The sequence below is a fragment of the Acinetobacter sp. EKM10A genome, from assembly GCF_011075215.1.
GTDB lineage: Bacteria > Pseudomonadota > Gammaproteobacteria > Pseudomonadales > Moraxellaceae > Acinetobacter > Acinetobacter baumannii.
The window spans coordinates 94,415-111,044 of record NZ_JAALLK010000012.1 but is presented as its reverse complement, the minus strand read 5'-3'; the positions used below and the strand labels follow the sequence as shown (position 1 = coordinate 111,044).

The 16,630-nt window shown below is 42.7% G+C and carries 15 protein-coding genes; all 15 read right to left on the bottom strand.

Annotated elements, in window-relative coordinates:
* Positions 1 to 60 precede the first annotated feature (60 nt).
* Positions 61 to 441 (bottom strand): hypothetical protein, encoded by a 381-nt coding sequence (locus G9371_RS14635; protein WP_000030999.1) that lies wholly within the window; start codon positions 439 to 441, stop codon positions 61 to 63.
* A 73-nt stretch (positions 442 to 514) separates the two neighbouring features.
* Complete coding sequence (locus G9371_RS14630) at positions 515 to 1,117, bottom strand: hypothetical protein (RefSeq protein WP_000692605.1); 603 nt, start codon at positions 1,115 to 1,117, stop codon at positions 515 to 517.
* A 131-nt stretch (positions 1,118 to 1,248) separates the two neighbouring features.
* Entirely contained in the window at positions 1,249 to 2,085 is an 837-nt protein-coding gene (locus tag G9371_RS14625; RefSeq protein ID WP_029423761.1) for a hypothetical protein, read from the bottom strand.
* 92 nt (positions 2,086 to 2,177) lie between these two features.
* The gene (locus tag G9371_RS14620; protein ID WP_000698012.1) at positions 2,178 to 4,118 is read right to left on the bottom strand and encodes an AAA family ATPase; all 1,941 of its coding nucleotides are present in this window, start codon (positions 4,116 to 4,118) and stop codon (positions 2,178 to 2,180) included.
* Positions 4,118 to 5,233: a metallophosphoesterase gene (locus G9371_RS14615; RefSeq protein WP_002017393.1), complete on the bottom strand. Its 1,116-nt coding sequence runs from the start codon at positions 5,231 to 5,233 to the stop codon at positions 4,118 to 4,120. Before G9371_RS14615 ends, G9371_RS14620 begins: the two co-directional genes overlap by 1 nt.
* A gap of 342 nt (positions 5,234 to 5,575) precedes the next feature.
* Complete coding sequence (locus tag G9371_RS14610; RefSeq protein WP_000234226.1) at positions 5,576 to 5,956, bottom strand: hypothetical protein; 381 nt, start codon at positions 5,954 to 5,956, stop codon at positions 5,576 to 5,578.
* Positions 5,956 to 6,417 (bottom strand): hypothetical protein, encoded by a 462-nt coding sequence (locus G9371_RS14605; RefSeq protein ID WP_000095727.1) that lies wholly within the window; start codon positions 6,415 to 6,417, stop codon positions 5,956 to 5,958. The genes G9371_RS14610 and G9371_RS14605 overlap by 1 nt, the downstream gene beginning before the upstream one ends.
* Entirely contained in the window at positions 6,414 to 6,773 is a 360-nt protein-coding gene (locus G9371_RS14600; protein ID WP_000680035.1) for a hypothetical protein, read from the bottom strand. Before G9371_RS14600 ends, G9371_RS14605 begins: the two co-directional genes overlap by 4 nt.
* Positions 6,774 to 6,860: 87 nt before the next feature.
* The gene (locus G9371_RS14595; protein ID WP_000433629.1) at positions 6,861 to 9,059 is read right to left on the bottom strand and encodes a recombinase RecA; all 2,199 of its coding nucleotides are present in this window, start codon (positions 9,057 to 9,059) and stop codon (positions 6,861 to 6,863) included.
* Between the two features lie 2 nt (positions 9,060 to 9,061).
* Positions 9,062 to 10,099, bottom strand: a complete 1,038-nt coding sequence (locus G9371_RS14590) for a 5'-3' exonuclease H3TH domain-containing protein (protein ID WP_000429229.1) — start codon at positions 10,097 to 10,099, stop codon at positions 9,062 to 9,064.
* Between the two features lie 62 nt (positions 10,100 to 10,161).
* Positions 10,162 to 11,022 carry a hypothetical protein gene (locus tag G9371_RS14585; protein WP_001099771.1) on the bottom strand — a complete coding sequence of 287 codons (861 nt, stop codon included), beginning with the start codon at positions 11,020 to 11,022 and terminating at the stop codon, positions 10,162 to 10,164.
* Between the two features lie 142 nt (positions 11,023 to 11,164).
* Complete coding sequence (locus G9371_RS14580; protein WP_000034357.1) at positions 11,165 to 12,253, bottom strand: hypothetical protein; 1,089 nt, start codon at positions 12,251 to 12,253, stop codon at positions 11,165 to 11,167.
* Positions 12,254 to 12,342: 89 nt separating this feature from the next.
* Positions 12,343 to 13,608, bottom strand: coding sequence for a uracil-DNA glycosylase family protein (locus G9371_RS14575; protein WP_000695256.1), 1,266 nt, complete (start codon positions 13,606 to 13,608; stop codon positions 12,343 to 12,345).
* The gene (locus G9371_RS14570; RefSeq protein ID WP_000432853.1) at positions 13,605 to 14,180 is read right to left on the bottom strand and encodes an NUMOD4 domain-containing protein; all 576 of its coding nucleotides are present in this window, start codon (positions 14,178 to 14,180) and stop codon (positions 13,605 to 13,607) included. Before G9371_RS14570 ends, G9371_RS14575 begins: the two co-directional genes overlap by 4 nt.
* A 48-nt stretch (positions 14,181 to 14,228) precedes the next feature.
* Positions 14,229 to 16,586, bottom strand: coding sequence for a DNA polymerase III subunit alpha (dnaE, locus tag G9371_RS14565; RefSeq protein ID WP_000931856.1), 2,358 nt, complete (start codon positions 16,584 to 16,586; stop codon positions 14,229 to 14,231).
* Between the last annotated feature and the right edge of the window lie 44 nt (positions 16,587 to 16,630).

The following is a 16,630-nucleotide window of genomic DNA, read 5'->3' as shown; positions in this document are numbered from 1 at the left end:
AAAAGGTTCTGTCGCGCCATTTCGCTTGGTTACGTTCATATCGTTTCCTTAGTTAGTGAATTACCACTCAACGATGCCGTTTAGTGGGGTTTTTGGTTTAGAAGATTTCTCTTCTTTTGGTTCTAAATTCGTGTCTTGCTTTGCTTGTGGTTTTTTCGCAATGTCTGAGTGATCAGTGTATTCATTTGCATAAAACTTATTGATTACACGCTTCTTCATTGCGTCAGCCACCTTGTTGATCTCTGCTTCTATCCTCGCTTTCTCTGCGGCTTTTCTGATAGTTAGCAAAATATCTTCGCGCGATGAGTCTTTGAATTGTTCACGCTGTATTTCGGTATTAATTCGGCGAGCATGTTCAGCAACCTTGTTCCAGTTTATGCCCTGCATTGCTTCCTTCGTAGCTCTCGCCATCCCCTCTAAACTAGAAAAATCTTTGCTCATGTGAACCTCGAAAGATCATAAGCGCTTACTCATGCAATTATAGTAAGCGCTTACTAATAATTAAATGCAAAATTTAAATTTTTTCTGCACGAGTAGCTAAAAATGCATTCCGCATCATGCCAGCAGAAAATCTAAATTCATCGGTATTAATGCCAGCCTTGATCGCAAATGTCGCGTCAGCCAAATGCTCATTACTTTCTTTCAATACCATTTCCCCATTTCGCTTGTGCATTAGCCACTTGGCTTCTGGATGTTCTGTAAAGGCAGCTTCAATCATTTCGTGCTTGGTGGCTGTTTTAATGCCCGTACCGGCGAGTTTTACTTCAAACGGGGTTAATTGAATCATCGGCACTGGACAAGCTGACAAAATACCGATGCAAATTCCATAAGAAGACATGGCTCTTGCGGTTTGTGATCCAGTTGGTATCTCTACGAAAGCAAATGTCACCTTATGTTTGTTGATCATATGCATCATGCCGTCATGCAGGATTTTGGCACGTCTTAGATCATCCGAGTTCTTACGTACAGTCTTTTTGGTTTCCTTGCTGCTTTCGGTTTGGGCCAACATCATGTCCTTAATTTCGAAAGGATAGTCATCGTTTGAAATGTCGATTTCAGCAACGACTAATCCGAAGTTTCTTAAAGATGGATCGATTCCGATGGCTTTAATTTTCATACAAACTCCCAAGTCTGATATGTTCCGACGTTTTCGAATAAATTAATTAAATAAATAATTAAAATATTCTCGGTTAAAGATATTTATATATTCGTTAGTGACGGAATTACCCATGTCACCCAAGTTGCGGCTTACCATGATTCAATACCACGGTTTGCATACGCTCTTTTAAATTCCTCTCTGCGTTTTATCTCGGCGTATTTGTCCATGATCAGGTTAATTGACACGATGGCATTGACGAGATCATTGGAGTCCGTATCAATCTTCCGCAGAATTAGTTCCTGGTAATCTTCCGAATCTAGGATGTAATCATCTTCGGTTTCTCGATAGGAAAAGAACCGGACTAGGAATTCCAAGACTGCACGCTGAACGTTGGCTGAATTATTTGATTGTGTTTGCGGTAGCGGGTCTAAAAAATGATGGGTAATGTTCCTATCCGTTAAATCGAGTTGCACGGTAGCTGTTGGCGCATATACATTTGGTTCAGCTAAAAATCTGATGATTAACGCATTGTTGTCGGCATTGACCCGTAAATCCCACAACAGCATATTTTCCCCGCCTATTGCCGTCATGGGCACATGATCTTTGATATAAGCGCTGTGCGAATTAAGGACGCGCTCACCGTCAAAGATCATCGGTCGAGGAACTGAAAAAATCAGGTTATATGGATCCGTCTCTGCTGATAGGGCATCAGAAATGTAATGCATGAAATTACTGTGTCTGTTGCCCGTAGAGTCGATTTCGCGTGTAATTTTTACCTTGTCATAAATCTCTTTGATGTAATGTTCGGCTTGTTCAGCAAACTCGTTGAGGACGACAAAAATCTCGCCTTCCATTTCCTCCTTCAGCAAAGCGTCTTGTCTGATTTCTTCTTCGATGGAATCTTCCAGCATTTGCAAATCTTCATCTGAAAATTCACTCTCAAGCATTTGCTCGAATGCATCTAATTGCTCATCTTTTTGCGTCATGTTGCGCCTCTTGAATTAAATGACTCAAATGTACGTTTGACTATGAAAAGGCGCTAAAAACTACGTATTTGTAGCTTCTAGCGCTTTATGCCTTATGCTGCCTTGAGGTTGTCTCCTGAAACCGTTGAAGTACCTTCTTTCTTGGTCACTTCGATGACCAAATCTACCCAGTCCTTTAACCCGCTCTGATGAGAAATGATCAGCACTGTTCCGCGCTCACGAGCCTTTCTGTCCAGCACGACCATAAGTCGTTCTAATCCACTTTCATCGAGCGCATAATCAATTTCATCGGCAATCCATAGATTGATTGGCTTGGTTGCACGGCTCATCACTAAATCTTGAAGGGCAAGAGCTGTAGCCAGACGAACCTTACGTTTTTCTCCGCCTGATAATTTCTTGAATGAAGAACCGCCTGAATCATTTGCAACCGTGATGCTGAATTTCTCCTTCAGCTCACCTTTGGCCGTAGCAGATAGCGTTGACCAAGTTGCATGAATGTTGCCGTCAGACAATGCGCCCAAGTATTCGGATGTGCGGCTATTCAGGAATGGAGTGACGGTATCGAGAATGTGAGCGCGTACACCAGCAGGACCGAAAATATTCACCGCCATATTTGCAAGCTCAACTTTCTCAAGTGCTGAATCTGCGGCTTTCTGCTTGTCTTCTCTGGCTTTAAGGTATTTAACCTTTTTGTCATTCAAGTCTTTTAACTGAGCGACAAATGGACTGACTTCATTAAGCTTCTCGCGAGATTCCGCCTTGATGCGCGCCACAGCCTCTTCTGCGATTTTCTTGCGTTCTTCCGCTAATGACTGGGCTTGTGCATCCTGTTTTAGTTTTTCCAGTTTCGCTTGAAGAGTCGGTAACTGCTTTAACTGATCCTCAAGCTCTGAAATCTCAGCCTCAAGATTTTTCCTTTGTTCATCAATCTCCCTAGCTTTCAGGATGATTTCATTGTTTTGTTTAATTTTGCTTTTAACCAGTGTTTCGCGGGCCTGAATGGCGTCATGCAAATCTTCTGCACAATATTGCTTGCCACATTCATTGCACGGCGTTCCCACTAGTGATTGAGAGTTAGCAATTTCAGCTTTTAACTTTTCGATGTTCTGTTTTTCGACTTTGGCCAAATGGACGCGTGCATTGAAGTCCACGTAAATTTTGCGAAGCTCAAGGCTTTTGGCTGTGTGCTGTTTCTGGATTTCCTTTAACTGTTCAATTTGCTCGTTGATTTGTTCAATTTCTTTGGCAGGGGATTCTAGGTCGAGCTGAGCCTCACATTCACGAATGGTCGCAAGATGCGGTAAGCAAAGTTTAAGATGCTCTTTGGCTCGGTCTTTTTTGGTAATTTCAAAATCTAAAGACTGTTTCTCGACCGTAAGCAGAGATGCCTCAACATTGGCAATGTGAGCGTCAATCAAACTAACCTTATGCAGCGCTTCGCTATGCTCAAGCTTGGCTTCGTTCAAGTTTTTTCGAGCAATGGCATGAGCTGCTTCTAGCACTTCAATCCCAGCAGCTTCCTCGATTAACATTTTTAAGGTCTTATCTGTCATCGATGGAAGGTCAGGCATTCGTTCTTGCCCTGCATAGACGGCTGATGTGAATACGTCTGCTGAGCATCCGACAATGGCATTCACGAGAAGCTGAGTTTCCTTGTCGGTCCCTTTGGTCAGGTTGGTTTCAACGCCAGCTTTATCAACGCTTGAGACAATTAATGCATTCTTGAATTTTTTGCTTTTGCGATAACGAGTAATGTTGTAAAGCTTGCCATCATCTTCGATCTGTAAAGATACACAGCAGTCTTTTTTGGCTGTTTCATTTACAACGTCATCCCCTGTAACATCACGCGCCGTCGTACCGTATAACGCCCAGCAGATACCGTCGACCAGTGATGATTTACCAGCGCCATTTGAATTTGCTGATGTATCGTCATCATTCTTGCCTGTAATTAACAATAAACCGCGATCATCAAGCTCCAAACAAGCTTCTGAAAGGGTTAAGAAATTCTGGAAAGTGGCTTTTAGAATTTTCATTATTCAACGACCTCCATGCGTGCCTTTTCTAAGATTGAGAGACATAATTTGGAAAGGTCGTCTGCCTTGCTCCCAATACCCATTTTGTTCACGAAATCATTGATGGACACTTCGAGAGAAGCACCTGCCTTGATCGAACTCACTTCCTCGCGTTCAACTTCTACGATTTTCTTTTGGGACAGAATCACAACGCCTTTTGCATTGTTATCCATGAGAAATTGACGGATTGTTTCAATGTCAGATTGCTTTGCGCTTGAATTGACCGTACAGCGAACGTAGTTACCAGAAGCCTTGAGTGCCATATCGACTTCGCTCATGCTTCCATCAATCTCGACAAATTGCGGAGCATGAGAGCATCGCCAAGTAACCTTTGAATCGTTCACCAGTAGAAAACCGGCATCGGAATTAACATCCGACCAACTGTTGTGCGTAAGCGCCCCAACTGAGTAAACGCCGTTGCCAAAATCTTTGTGATGATGGTAGTGACCTGCAAATACTCGTTTAAAGCCTTGTGAACCTAACCATGTGGCACTTAAACCATGCGACGGAATGCCAGCAATTACACCATCTACAGGTGCGTGAATCATTAAGGTCCAATCGCTTACGGTTTCAATTGTTCGTAATGGTGAACGAGAAGGCATAGAGTTGATTTGAAGTTTTACTCTTTCAATTTCACTTTTTAGTTCGTTGACATCTTGGAACCACGGAATCATGGCAACGCGTTCATCTAAAAACAAAGACGTCTCGTTGATAATTTCGCAGCCAATGCCTTCTAAAGCTGTAACAGCCGAACCATTACGGTTGGCTTCGCGAAACTCTAAATCGTGGTTGCCTGCAAGAATGCGAACTTTGATTCCCAGCAGTTGTTGAATTACCTTGTAAGTGGCAATAGTGGGATTTAATACTGAAGGACTAATTGAACCGCGCACATGGAATAAATCTCCAGTGTGATACAGGTGCGTTCCACCCATTGCCTTGACTTCTTCTGCCGCTCGCATCGTTTCATTCAGAATGATTTGAAGGCGACTGTTTACATTTTCTGGTGTTGTTTCGCTAAATGCGGACCAGTTGTGGTTATGTGTGTCGGATATGACAGCGTATGGAAAATTGCTCATAAGATACCTTTAATAATAAGCGCTTATTAATAATTACGGACGAACCCCACGCATGATTTTACGAATGCCAGCCACCCAGTTTTTCTCCGCTCTCCAGCATGAAGGGGAGTGTGGTATTGGGTATGAGTAATGTGTATTCGGATCTACTATTACGTTATGGGGACTATTACGCTTTGGTCTTAATGTCCAGCCGTATTGATCTATGAGTTCGTTCGCTAATTTATTAATAACCTTGTTTTTAGACAATTGACGCATAGTAGCTCCAAAGAAGTAGATACTTAAAGATACTGTACGTCAATTGTAGATAAATAAGTAAGGGCTTACTAATAATCAATAGGATTTTTAGCGAATTTTGATTGATTTTGCAATATATTTTGTAGTGTGGGTTGAATTGAAAAGGAAGGCTTCAGTGCGAAGCGTCCGTTGAAATTCCCCTCTAAAGCTAGAAGGAGCGGAATGTTCACCGTACCAGTCTGCGGATCTGGCTATGTAATATAAAAACTTCTTGCCCATCCGATGTGTAACGCCAATATATTTACAGCCTCTGCGCTTTGCTTCCATTAGAGCCATAGAGGGCATTCGCCAAGAACTGTTTTTTATATCCAGCAGTTTCGTCTTCTCACCACGCGCCAAAAGCAAATACATCACGTATTTGCCATCGACGCTGTAAAACGTACCAATTCTTTTGCCATTCACTGTATGCGGTTGACGTTCAATGACCATTACCAAGACCCCAGCACATCCCCATAGAATTTTTGTCGTTCCTGAATACGAAGCTGTTCTTGCAGTTCCTTTTCTTGAGCCAATCTACGTTCAATCTCTACAGCCATTTTCTTTTCACGATCTTCTTGTTTCTTTTTAGCGTTATATTCATGTAATTCGAGTTTTAAGCGGTCTTTTTTGAATCGAATGTAATATCTCTTTAAGGAGTCGTAATTTGTATAGATGTACAGATCAAGACACATATGCACTTCTTTATGAAATGCATTTACAGCTTGATCTGTAGCTAAACCACATTTAATTCTATTCTTGATTGTATTATCTCGAAAACGTATTAATTCAATGATAGCGGTAGGGTGGTTTTCCTCCAGAATTTGCTCAATGGTTTTATCTTTAAAAAGAGGGTTCTCTTGGTATTTACCCGGAAGGAGTGAATTTAGTTTAAATATATTTTTGGAACTCATTCAATTTTCCTCAAATAAATAACAGTCGCTTTTTTACGTGGTGAGTTGAGGACTTGCGGTCCATACATCTTTTGCATGGTCTTGTATAAACGCTCTGCGCTGCGTCCGTCGTCTTGCCCTAACTCGTTATGATTGTTGTGTGCGTGGAGTAGCATCAGCTCTCCAATTTGACCGACAATCACATCCTCTACACATGCTTTGCTGAATATCAGTTTATCTTTTGATGATTGGATATAAACTTCATCGCCTTTGGCCAACCGTTTGGACCATGAAGTACCCAATCTGAAGGTGTTATAAAGTTCGTTATCTAATCCCACAAAAGGTGGTGCGAAATCTAATGCATATTCATGTTTCATGATGGCTAACTGCCTCTATACTTATAGGTTGAACCAAAAGTATAGAGGCGTATTTGTTAGCTGTTAATCAGTTAATTGCGGCAATTACTAACACGCATCGTCACTGTACAAAGCTTCCATTTCATCTTCATTGCTCATCAACGGTGTGACCTCAATGTCATCAGCGCTTGGTGAAATCTTAGGGATTAATGCGCGGAGCTGCTGCAATCCGGTTGGATCTGCTTTCAGTTTGTCGCAAAGCGATTTCAGGTGATATTTCTTACCGTCAGTCCATTCAATGTAAGCGCCCGACTGTTTCAAAATGCCTTTAGCTTTTAAGAACTCAACTAAGTTGTAGTGGCGGTCAAAGAACGCTACGCCATTCTTGTCAAACCACATACGCATAGTGGTTTCTTGGAACGGTTTTGTGAGTTTGGTTTTCACAATTTTAGTTGCAATATCCTGCCCCACAAACTGCTTTTTACCGTTGACCGTTTCCATTAACTTGGTACGGCCAAGAGCAATTCGTACTGATGCGTAATATTCAAAAGAAGAACCGCCTGGTGTGCAGTTATGCACCAAGAAACCGTTGTGCGTATTGCCTGCCAAGAAGTTGTGATTATCCTCAACGGTAATGTCATACATTACCGAGCCTTTATTTTTACTTCCCAAGCGCATTTCTGTCACTTCTGCATAATGCACAACTGATTCATCAACAGGAGCGTCTAATTCGAGCGCTACATAGCGTCCGCGATACTCAATCGGTAACTTGTACTGCATACAGTCTGGCACGTACTGAGCGATCAATTCAGCGATCTTGGCAGTACCTTTTACATCAAAGTCAATACGACCCTGACCGTAACGAATATCATAAGTTAAGCCAAATGATTGATACAGCGATTGACCGATTGCGTCTAATTCATCCTCACAGCCACGCAGTCGCTTAAAGGACAGGTTCAGTGTCTTGCTGCTCTCCTTGTAATTACCATCGTCCATCACTGCAATGGCTAATTGCATAGGTGTCCAGCCATCTTTGAACAGTGTGTGAGGACAGCGGCACAAGTCGTAAAACTTCATCAACTCATGGGTGTAACAGGACTCGTAGCGATGCCCTTTATTGCCCTTGCTAATAGTGATTTCGCGCTTGACGAAGTTTAGGTGGCGTGACAGCAGATCAACCTTCCACTGTGCGTATTCAGGGTTTTCATTGTCCTGAATGATCAGTGCGGCTGTCTGACGTTGCGACGACACGCGCGCCATGTGACTGTCAAAACCGATCAACCCCTTTAAGAACTCAAGCGCTGTTCCTGCAAAGGTGCGTTTGGTGCGAGTAATCACATAGTCGCCTACACGAACGTCGCTAAAATTAATCCAACCTTTGTCTTTCACTTGGACTTTGTGATCATTTGTGCCCGATACCGCAACCATGCCATTGCGCGTTTCAGGACATACAGCGCGGATGTGATACCACTCTTTGTCAGTTCCTTTGATTGAGCCATTGTTGTGCCAACCGATGATGCGTTTTGGCTCAAGCTGACCCGATACTTCATTCCAAGACCATACTTCCTTGCTGATTTTGCCATCAACAATTTGCTTCATGGTTGCGGACGTACCATCGACGAATGGCACCTGAACTTCCGCTCTCAGACAGGTTGGATCACCGAACATCACTCCAATTTTCGTACGCTGTTGGTTCAAATATAAGAACGTTGCATTGTACTTTTCAGCCGTCTGAGCAATTACTTTCAATGACGTACTGGAAGCACGAGCCAGAGCGGTGTTATCGCTCATATTGAATGTGTCGATTTCACGCTTTTTGCCCTTATTGTCATAGTAAACAGATTGAGGAATTGCCGATGCAACCGAGTCAAACACGCAAATGATTGGCGCATCGTCTGGAATTGTTGCTGAATTGCGGATCAACTCAACTGCACGCATTGCTAAAACATTGCCTTCTTCCCAAGTTTCAGGCTTTTTATAAATCCAGAATGGACGCTCCGTCTTTAAGCCTAGATTCTTCGCAAGGTTAATATCAAAGGAACGTTCCCAGTCAAAGAACATGGCAATACCGCCAGCTTCTTGGGCGCGAATCATTAAGTCAGTCGCCTCTGCGGTTTTACCTGATGACGGTGGACCATACATTTCAACAATGCGACCATAAGGAATACCGCCGTCATAGCGTCCAGAAATCGCAAAGTTTAACTCTGGATCGCCAGTATCAAGCCAGTTAGTCACTGTTTGCGTTTCTTCGTTGTCGCCAATTAATTTTTCTAAGTCGTCAGCTAATGCAGATAAATTTGGTTCCATAATCATTGTCCGTTATAAAAAGGTTTCATGAAATTCGGTACGTTTTTGAGAATCGAGCCAAAAGCTAACTCGCCGCATAACTCGGTAAAGTCATCCGGATTGATTTCGCCTTGGATGATTTCGAGGTGTTCTTTTTGAAGAGGGGCAGGACGTAGCAATTGCATAAGTTCTAGGTTTCTCAAGAACAGTCTGCGCCCTTGACCTACATATGCATCCATGTGTGCTTTCAGCGCTTTATTTCGCGCCTTTTCGTTTTGCTCATCCGTTAGTGAGCTGTCTTCCACATAGATGAATTGGCTTTCCCATTCCTCTTTTGTGTATGGGGAATTGCCTGCATAAAGTGATCGCAAAGCTTTTGAAGGTGGCTTTAATCCAGCGTCGCATAGTTTCCAGAACTCATTTACTGAACCGTATTCAGCAAGAATCTTGATTGCGGTCGCTTCACCAATTCCCCCAACACCGCTGATGCAGTCCGAAGAATCGCCTTGTAATGCTTTGCCTTGAAGAAATGCCACAGGTGATTTGAAGCCTGTTTTCTCATAAAAATTAGCCCAATGAATGAAACGGCTTTCATCACGAGGGTCACGCCACGAAACGTTTGGCTTAACTAGCTGTAACCAGTCACGGTCACCGGTAATCAATAAAATACGATTGTTGGGATCGCTTGCGAAACGTTGTACAAGAATGCCAGCAAGATCATCTGCTTCATGTATCGCGCTAGTCATTTGCTTAATGCCCAACGCTTTTAAAGCACGTTTAATAAAAGGGCACTGCGCTTTGTAAGCGTCATGCTCTTGTTGCATTCTTGGATCAGATTTGCGATTGCTCTTGTATGAAGGTTCACGCTCAAAACGCCATTCAGCACGACCGTCCCATAAAACAACCATGCCTGCATGCGGATAGCGTTGTCTTAACTCGCGCATTGTCTTGATAAAGCTAAACACCGCCTGAGTCTGCATTGAGCCTGAATAGAGCTTGATAGCGTGCTGCGCTGCGTAACCGATTGAATTGGCGTCAACGAGAATAATTAGATTTTCCACGTTAATCTCCCCAAAAAGAAAGCCGCAGCTATAGCGGCTTTCTTTCAAGTCATTGATTAGGATTAGCTTGCTTCTTGGTGCGCATCATCTAAGAGCGCTTCCAATTCATCACCCAAATCAATTTCAGTTACATCCAAAGATGAGGTGGTGACATCTTTGTATGAAACATCTGTCACATCACTAGCCAAGGCTGATGATGTGCCAATGGTTCGTTCAGCAGGGACGTGTGTCGGCTCTGCAGGGGCATAAAGTCCAGCAGCGCGTCTAATTGCACCCAACGCAAGGCGTTTTCTCTCTTCGTTTGCTTGTTTGACATAATCGTCAAGGTCAATCATACGTTTGAAAACTTCTGGATCAACGTGAACCTTTTTGGAACCCGGTAATACGTTGTATTTCGTATTAAGACCTGTACCTTCACGGTTGATGGTAACAACTTGATGATCCACAAAAATTGCTTCACCCCAATCGTCCATCATGTCCAGAATTGAGCTAAGTGTTAATTTGCCGACTTGAAGAGCTTTAGGCTGACCGTCATGCTTGCCTGAATCATCAACTTCAAGAACATTGAGCAAATACACAGTTGATGCTTTCGCGTCTTCCAATGTTTTGATCTGTTCGTCAGTTGCATTGGCACCAATTAAACGACCTGCTTCTGCAATGGCATCGCAGATAGGACAGTCTTCATCAAAAGTTTTAGACATACATACATGAACGGTCGTTTCTGGCTTTCCGTCCGTGACTTTTGAATAATCCTTAATGAAGTGCTGTGAGAAGGGTTTGTAGAACTCTTCGTTACGTTCTTGGTTCCAGTCTCCCAGTAAAACGTAATTGTTTTTACCCGGCTTTGGTTTGATGGTAGATTCACGGCTTTTGAGGGCGTCTTTGTTCTTCTTTGCGTTTGCTAAAAGTTTTGCTACGTTCATTGCTTAATGTCCTACTGTCAAAAGGTTTAAATGCTCAATTGCTAGAAGTTCATGCTTTGCACTCAAAATGCCTAATTACTTAGAACTAGAAAAATTTTGAGTGCATTTCATTATAGTAAGCGCTTACTAATAATTTCAGGAATTAAGAAAGATTTCGATTTTTTTTCATGGCATGTTGAGCGGCTTCTCTACCTTGGCTAAAGGTCTGGATATGCTGTTCCTGATATTCATTCATGCGGAGCTGGCCCTGACGTTCCTGACGGCTATAGGCACCCCGTTGAATCAGCATGTCGTTACGGTCGCGTAACGCATAGACGAATCCTTTATGAATATCGGCATACATTTCCGCTTCGATATACAGCTCCTTGGCTTTAATCCAGCGGGAATCTTTACGGACGGCGTTTTCTACCGCCTTTTCGGTGACCTTCTCACCGTTAGCCAAGAAGTGTTTGCGATAAGCCTCATAGAGCAGGGCTTCAAGACTTTCAAACTTCAACTTGACCTTTGCTGCCTGCGCTACAGCACGCGCTGCACGCTCATTCTGATACGCCGCAAGCGATGCTTGAGTTCTCATTGCTACATCAAGCGTGGCGTCTGTAAATTGAATGTCCCTGTTGAATGCTTCTACATCAGGGGCATATTTCAATGAGACGAAGCGCTCAATTTCTTTTTCAGATTTAACCTGTTTATCAGACTGTTTAGGCTCAAAGTTCGGAATGTCCTTCGATTGAAGTTCCACATCATTTGGCAGCTCTTCGCATACTGTGTCCACCGATTCTTCGACCGGCGGGAGGATAGGGCGTTCTTCCGGTTGTGGCATTGGGGTTTGCTCTGCTTCCACTTCCTTCAGCATGTCCTCAACTGATACTGAATCATTAACGATTTCGTGCGGTGTGGCTTCTGGCACTTTAGGCTCAAACGCTTCTTGCAGATCTAGTTCCTGTTCTGCATCAAGCTGTGCCTCTCGCTGCTGTTGATTGATCTGCTCCTGAATCTCTTCGGGTGTTACCTGCGCGGCTCCCTCAATGGATGCTTCAAGTTCAGCGGCAAGCAATTCTTCGTCTTCCAGCAGCTCTTCATCCAATTGAATATCGTCCGCGCTTACAGTTTCAGTCTTAGCCTTTTTCTTTTGCTCTTCCTCTTCAATCAAAAGGTTTTGTTCGTCCAGTTCTGCAAACAACTCGTTTAGCGTTTCGTCGTCGAAGTTATCAACAGTTTCAATTTTTGACATGTTTAATTACTCTCTTAAAAAGTTTATTTAGCGTAATAAGTTGCATTTGGATGTAAACGCAGAGCATAAACATCCAACTGATTAAGAAATTAAGAAATAATGTCAGCAACCTCCTTGAATGCTTTTACAAGTCCTTCCAGCTTTGTAGGGTCAAAATGGCATTGCTGTGGGTTAAGTCCGCAAACAATGGTTGCGTCTAATTTAGGGTTGTAGAAAGTCATGCCTACGAGATCGCTAGGGGATACCTTAACGTCAGGTAATAAGTAGCGAATTGACTGACTTCCAAGGGCAACAATGACTGGCGGTTTAAGAAGCTCGATTTCTTTGGCCAAATGAGGACTACATCCATTGATTTGACCTGTCGTTAAGAACTTGTCTTGTTTTTTGGCTTTGACGAGCGTTGTGTAATAACCGTCCGCAACAGCTAATTCATTTTCTTTAATTGCAGCTTTGACATATTGAGCAGATTCGCCTTCGAGTAGTTTTCCTTTCTTTTCTTCCTCCCAAGTTGGACAGTCCGAAACAACCATAAATCGTATCTTTTTACCCAAACGAATATCAGGATGAACCTGTCCAGCAAGGTCGCAACCGTTACATTGCTTGCAATCGCGCATATGCTCGACCAACGAAGCTCGCAGGAATGGCTCTGAGGTATCTGTGTATCTATCTGCTTTTACAGAATCAATAATTAATCCTGGTAATAGCCTCATTTGGTCCTTTCGTCGTGAGAGGTCTTTCGCTGAAGGCTCACTAGGTTCAATGCTTGCAAACGCCCCAATTGCTCTGAGATTTTCAACGATTGTTTTATTCACTTTCGAGTTTGGTTGAGATGCTGCTTTCTCGAACTCGTCAAAGCTATCAAAACGTTTTTTTGGTGGAACTGAACCATCAGGACCATAGACCGGTGTGGTTTCACCTGTCTTTCTCGACTTCTTGTAGCGAACGACTTTCCAAGCCCGATTCTTCTCTCTCAATTTCACAATCGCTTTGGCAATCGTTTCTGAAATACCTTTGACTGCATTGAAAGGCGCCAAGATTTCAGTATTGGATTTAATCTTATAACGATCGGCTGAATAATTAATATCAGGAGGAAGAATCTCAATGCCGCATTCACGCGCATCTTTCACAAGTCCAGTGAGCTTATCTTCTGTATCAACCACGCTAAGACTTGCGGCAAAGTATTCAGCAGGGTAATGAACGCGAATATATGCGCACCAAACCGAAATGATTGAATACTCCACAGAATGCGACTTGTTAAATTGGTAGTTGGCGTTTGCTTCTGTTTGTTCCCAAATACGCTCGGCAACTGATTCTTCTAAACCATCATTCAAAATATTTAATGATTTAATTTTCATTGGTTAGCGCCTCGATCTTTGAAAATTCTTTCTTGGATTGGTCCACCAACCCATTGCCAGTTCTTACCCAAAACAATGTGACTGACGGCATTGTTAGAAATGCCATATTCTTCCGCGAGCGCTTGTAATGTCACACCATTGTTCCGCTTCTCGCGAATTGCCACTACCTGCTCAGGTTTAAGTTTGTTTGTGTTTACTTTGGTTCCGCGAGCTGTAGTTCCATGTTTTTTCTTGTCTCTATGATTTGCCTTAACGGTATCCCATCGTAAATTAACCAATCTGTTGTCTGTCTTATCTCCATTACCGTGACACGCTTGCATTCCACTTGGTCTTTCTCCGACAAATGCTTCAAGCACCAACTTGTGAATCATTGGACAAATTTGCTTCTGTTTCTTACTTAAAAATACACACAGGTAGCCATCACGATGTTGTTTAGGTTTTAACACTTGCCCTTTTGCTAGACGTTGACCACCATGAGGAACAGCGACCATGCGGTCAAGCGACCGCACACGCCCTAAGTCTGAAACTTCATACAAGCCTTCGTAGTTCTTAATTGCTTTCCAGTTTTCCATTTAAACAACCTGTTTTTAATTCAATTTGATTAATATAAGTGATTGATTTTATGAATAAAAGTATTGAATTTCAGCGCTTTCAGCGAATGCTTCTTCTACCGTTCTCATCACGCCATCAGTGCATTTGAACTTCTCCATTCGATGCACTTTTAACTTTGTGCCATCTTCAAGTTCAACCTCTACAAACCCCGCTTTAGCACCATCAATAAACTTCGGTTTCAATTCAGCCATTTTCTTAAGGTCTTTTTTACCAATCGCTTTTCTGAGGTGATCTGATTCAGCCATTGAGAACCCTGCCAACTTACGAGCAAGCGCCATCGTTTGCTCTTGATACACAACAACGCCATAAGTGTCAGACAGAACAGGTTCAAGGACTTCATGTGCGTAGGTGACTTCTTTTAATCCTTTTCGTAAGTCCACATAGTCATCCAACATGCCTGAATCCATAGGGCCCGGTCTATACAAAGCGGTAACAGCACAAATGTCATCAAAGGTTACAGCGCCACCGTTTGAGATATTCTTCAATAGTTGTTGCATGCCGCTACTTTCTAGCTGAAACACACCTACAGTTTCACCGCGACCCAAAGCTTGCATGGTTTTTTCATCATCAAGTGGAATCTTTAATAGATCCAATTCAATACCATGTCGCTCTTTTACATAGTCACATGCAATGTTTAATACATCTAAGGTGGCAAGACCGAGCAAGTCCATCTTGATCAAGCCCCAATCCTCAACTACACGCTTGTCCCAATTGACGACTGGTGACTTTCCTCTAGTCTCGAGCACGGCTCGATTAACGATAGGTTCGCCTGCAACAACAATACCTGCCGCATGTTGGCCAAACGATTTCATTGTGCCTGCAAGCTTAGTTGCATGCTTCCAGATAACAGGATGTTCATTGCGGAACTTGTCTAGCTCAGGCACAGCGTCCGCAGAAGTATTCAGGTCAAGTGACGTTCCATGTTCTTTAAGCACAAGCTTGGTCGCACTTAATTGCATGTTGTTCAAACCGCTGATACGACCTGTATCACGTAGGGCTGAGGCTGAAGCTAGTGTTGAATAGTTCGAGATACCAGCGACATAATCTTCACCATATTTTTCAACAAGGTAATCAATCACCTTGTAGCGACCGCTTGAAGCGAAGTCCAGATCGGCATCAGGCAAGTCAAGACGTTCAGGATTGATGAAACGTTCGAAGATCAATCCAAAACGTATAGGATCAACGTCCGTGATCCCAAGCAGATAAGCGACTAATGAACCTCCAACAGAACCTCGCCCAGGGCCTACAATCACGCCGTTGTTTTTAGACCACATCACCAAGTCTTCAACGAGCAGGAAGTAGGACTCAAAGCCCATCTTTTTTAATATTGAAAGCTCATAGCCTAAGCGAGATTTATATACTGTATCTAATTCAGCTTTCGTTGGCTTATATCCAAGAATCTCTTTAGAAAAGCGTTTCTTCCAGCCTTCCAAGCATTTCGCGCATAGTGTTTTAAATTCGTCAGTGCTTAGCTTAGGTAGGGAAACTGGCTGCTTCTCAAAAATATATTGGCATTTGTCCACCAGCTCAGAAATATTCTTTAGACCTTCTTTCCAAGCTTCCGCTGAATTGACGCGCTCATATTTAGCCATACGCTGAATAGCAGCTTTTGTATGGTCTAAAATGAATTTTGGCTCTTTAAAACCAAAATCTTTTACGTATTGAATAGGACGATAGTGCAAATCAAGTTGGGTATTGGTTGCGATAGCGCTCAATACATCCAAAGTGTCCGCATCTTCATTCTCAAGATAGTTAAAAGGATAAGTGACAACGGTTTTAATTTTTTCGCGTTCATACGCCAAATAGCCTAAGTAGTTTAAGCGGTCGAACAATGGCGTATTGATCGGACTAAATTCAATATATAAATCATCACCAAATCTCGCTTTTAATACTTTTAAGATTCTTTCGTGATCAGGGTGACTAAACAGACCGTACATATCACCAGTCGTTACGACCACATCTTCCAATTTGCATAGAGCATCCAGATCAGTACGGCTGTGGTAGTAATATTGCTCTTTAGAGTTTGCGTCTGTAAGAAGTTTGAATAAGCCTTTAATGCCTTTTTCGCTTTTTACGTAGACTTTAGGGCAGAACATCAAGTTGCGTTTTTCAGCAATACCAGATGAGGCAGGGGGCTTACGATATTTAGAATCGTCATATACACGCAAACGACAACCAAACACCGGCTTGATATTGGCTTTGGTGGCTTTGTTCGAAAAATCTACCAATGCATGTAAGGACATGTCATCAACGATTGCGACCGATGAATAGCCTAAGCCTTTTGCAGCTTCGACAATTTTGTCTACCGTTAATAATGATTTTCCTATCGAAAAGTCAGATTGCACTGACATTGCGTGGTTTAACATAGAGAATCCTATACAACTAATCTCTTACAGCTATTAAATTAAAA

Bases quoted from the DNA above. Each gene is read 5' to 3' on its own strand.
- G9371_RS14585 (WP_001099771.1), bottom strand. From the start codon at position 11,022: ATGAACGTAGCAAAACTTTTAGCAAACGCAAAGAAGAACAAAGACGCC.
- dnaE (WP_000931856.1), bottom strand. From the start codon at position 16,586: ATGTTAAACCACGCAATGTCAGTGCAATCTGACTTTTCGATAGGAAAA.
- G9371_RS14595 (WP_000433629.1), bottom strand. From the start codon at position 9,059: ATGGAACCAAATTTATCTGCATTAGCTGACGACTTAGAAAAATTAATT.
- G9371_RS14630 (WP_000692605.1), bottom strand. From the start codon at position 1,117: ATGAAAATTAAAGCCATCGGAATCGATCCATCTTTAAGAAACTTCGGA.
- G9371_RS14625 (WP_029423761.1), bottom strand. From the start codon at position 2,085: ATGACGCAAAAAGATGAGCAATTAGATGCATTCGAGCAAATGCTTGAG.
- G9371_RS14575 (WP_000695256.1), bottom strand. From the start codon at position 13,608: ATGAAAATTAAATCATTAAATATTTTGAATGATGGTTTAGAAGAATCA.
- G9371_RS14600 (WP_000680035.1), bottom strand. From the start codon at position 6,773: ATGAAACATGAATATGCATTAGATTTCGCACCACCTTTTGTGGGATTA.
- G9371_RS14580 (WP_000034357.1), bottom strand. From the start codon at position 12,253: ATGTCAAAAATTGAAACTGTTGATAACTTCGACGACGAAACGCTAAAC.
- G9371_RS14615 (WP_002017393.1), bottom strand. From the start codon at position 5,233: ATGAGCAATTTTCCATACGCTGTCATATCCGACACACATAACCACAAC.
- G9371_RS14570 (WP_000432853.1), bottom strand. From the start codon at position 14,180: ATGGAAAACTGGAAAGCAATTAAGAACTACGAAGGCTTGTATGAAGTT.
- G9371_RS14635 (WP_000030999.1), bottom strand. From the start codon at position 441: ATGAGCAAAGATTTTTCTAGTTTAGAGGGGATGGCGAGAGCTACGAAG.
- G9371_RS14605 (WP_000095727.1), bottom strand. From the start codon at position 6,417: ATGAGTTCCAAAAATATATTTAAACTAAATTCACTCCTTCCGGGTAAA.
- G9371_RS14610 (WP_000234226.1), bottom strand. From the start codon at position 5,956: ATGGTCATTGAACGTCAACCGCATACAGTGAATGGCAAAAGAATTGGT.
- G9371_RS14620 (WP_000698012.1), bottom strand. From the start codon at position 4,118: ATGAAAATTCTAAAAGCCACTTTCCAGAATTTCTTAACCCTTTCAGAA.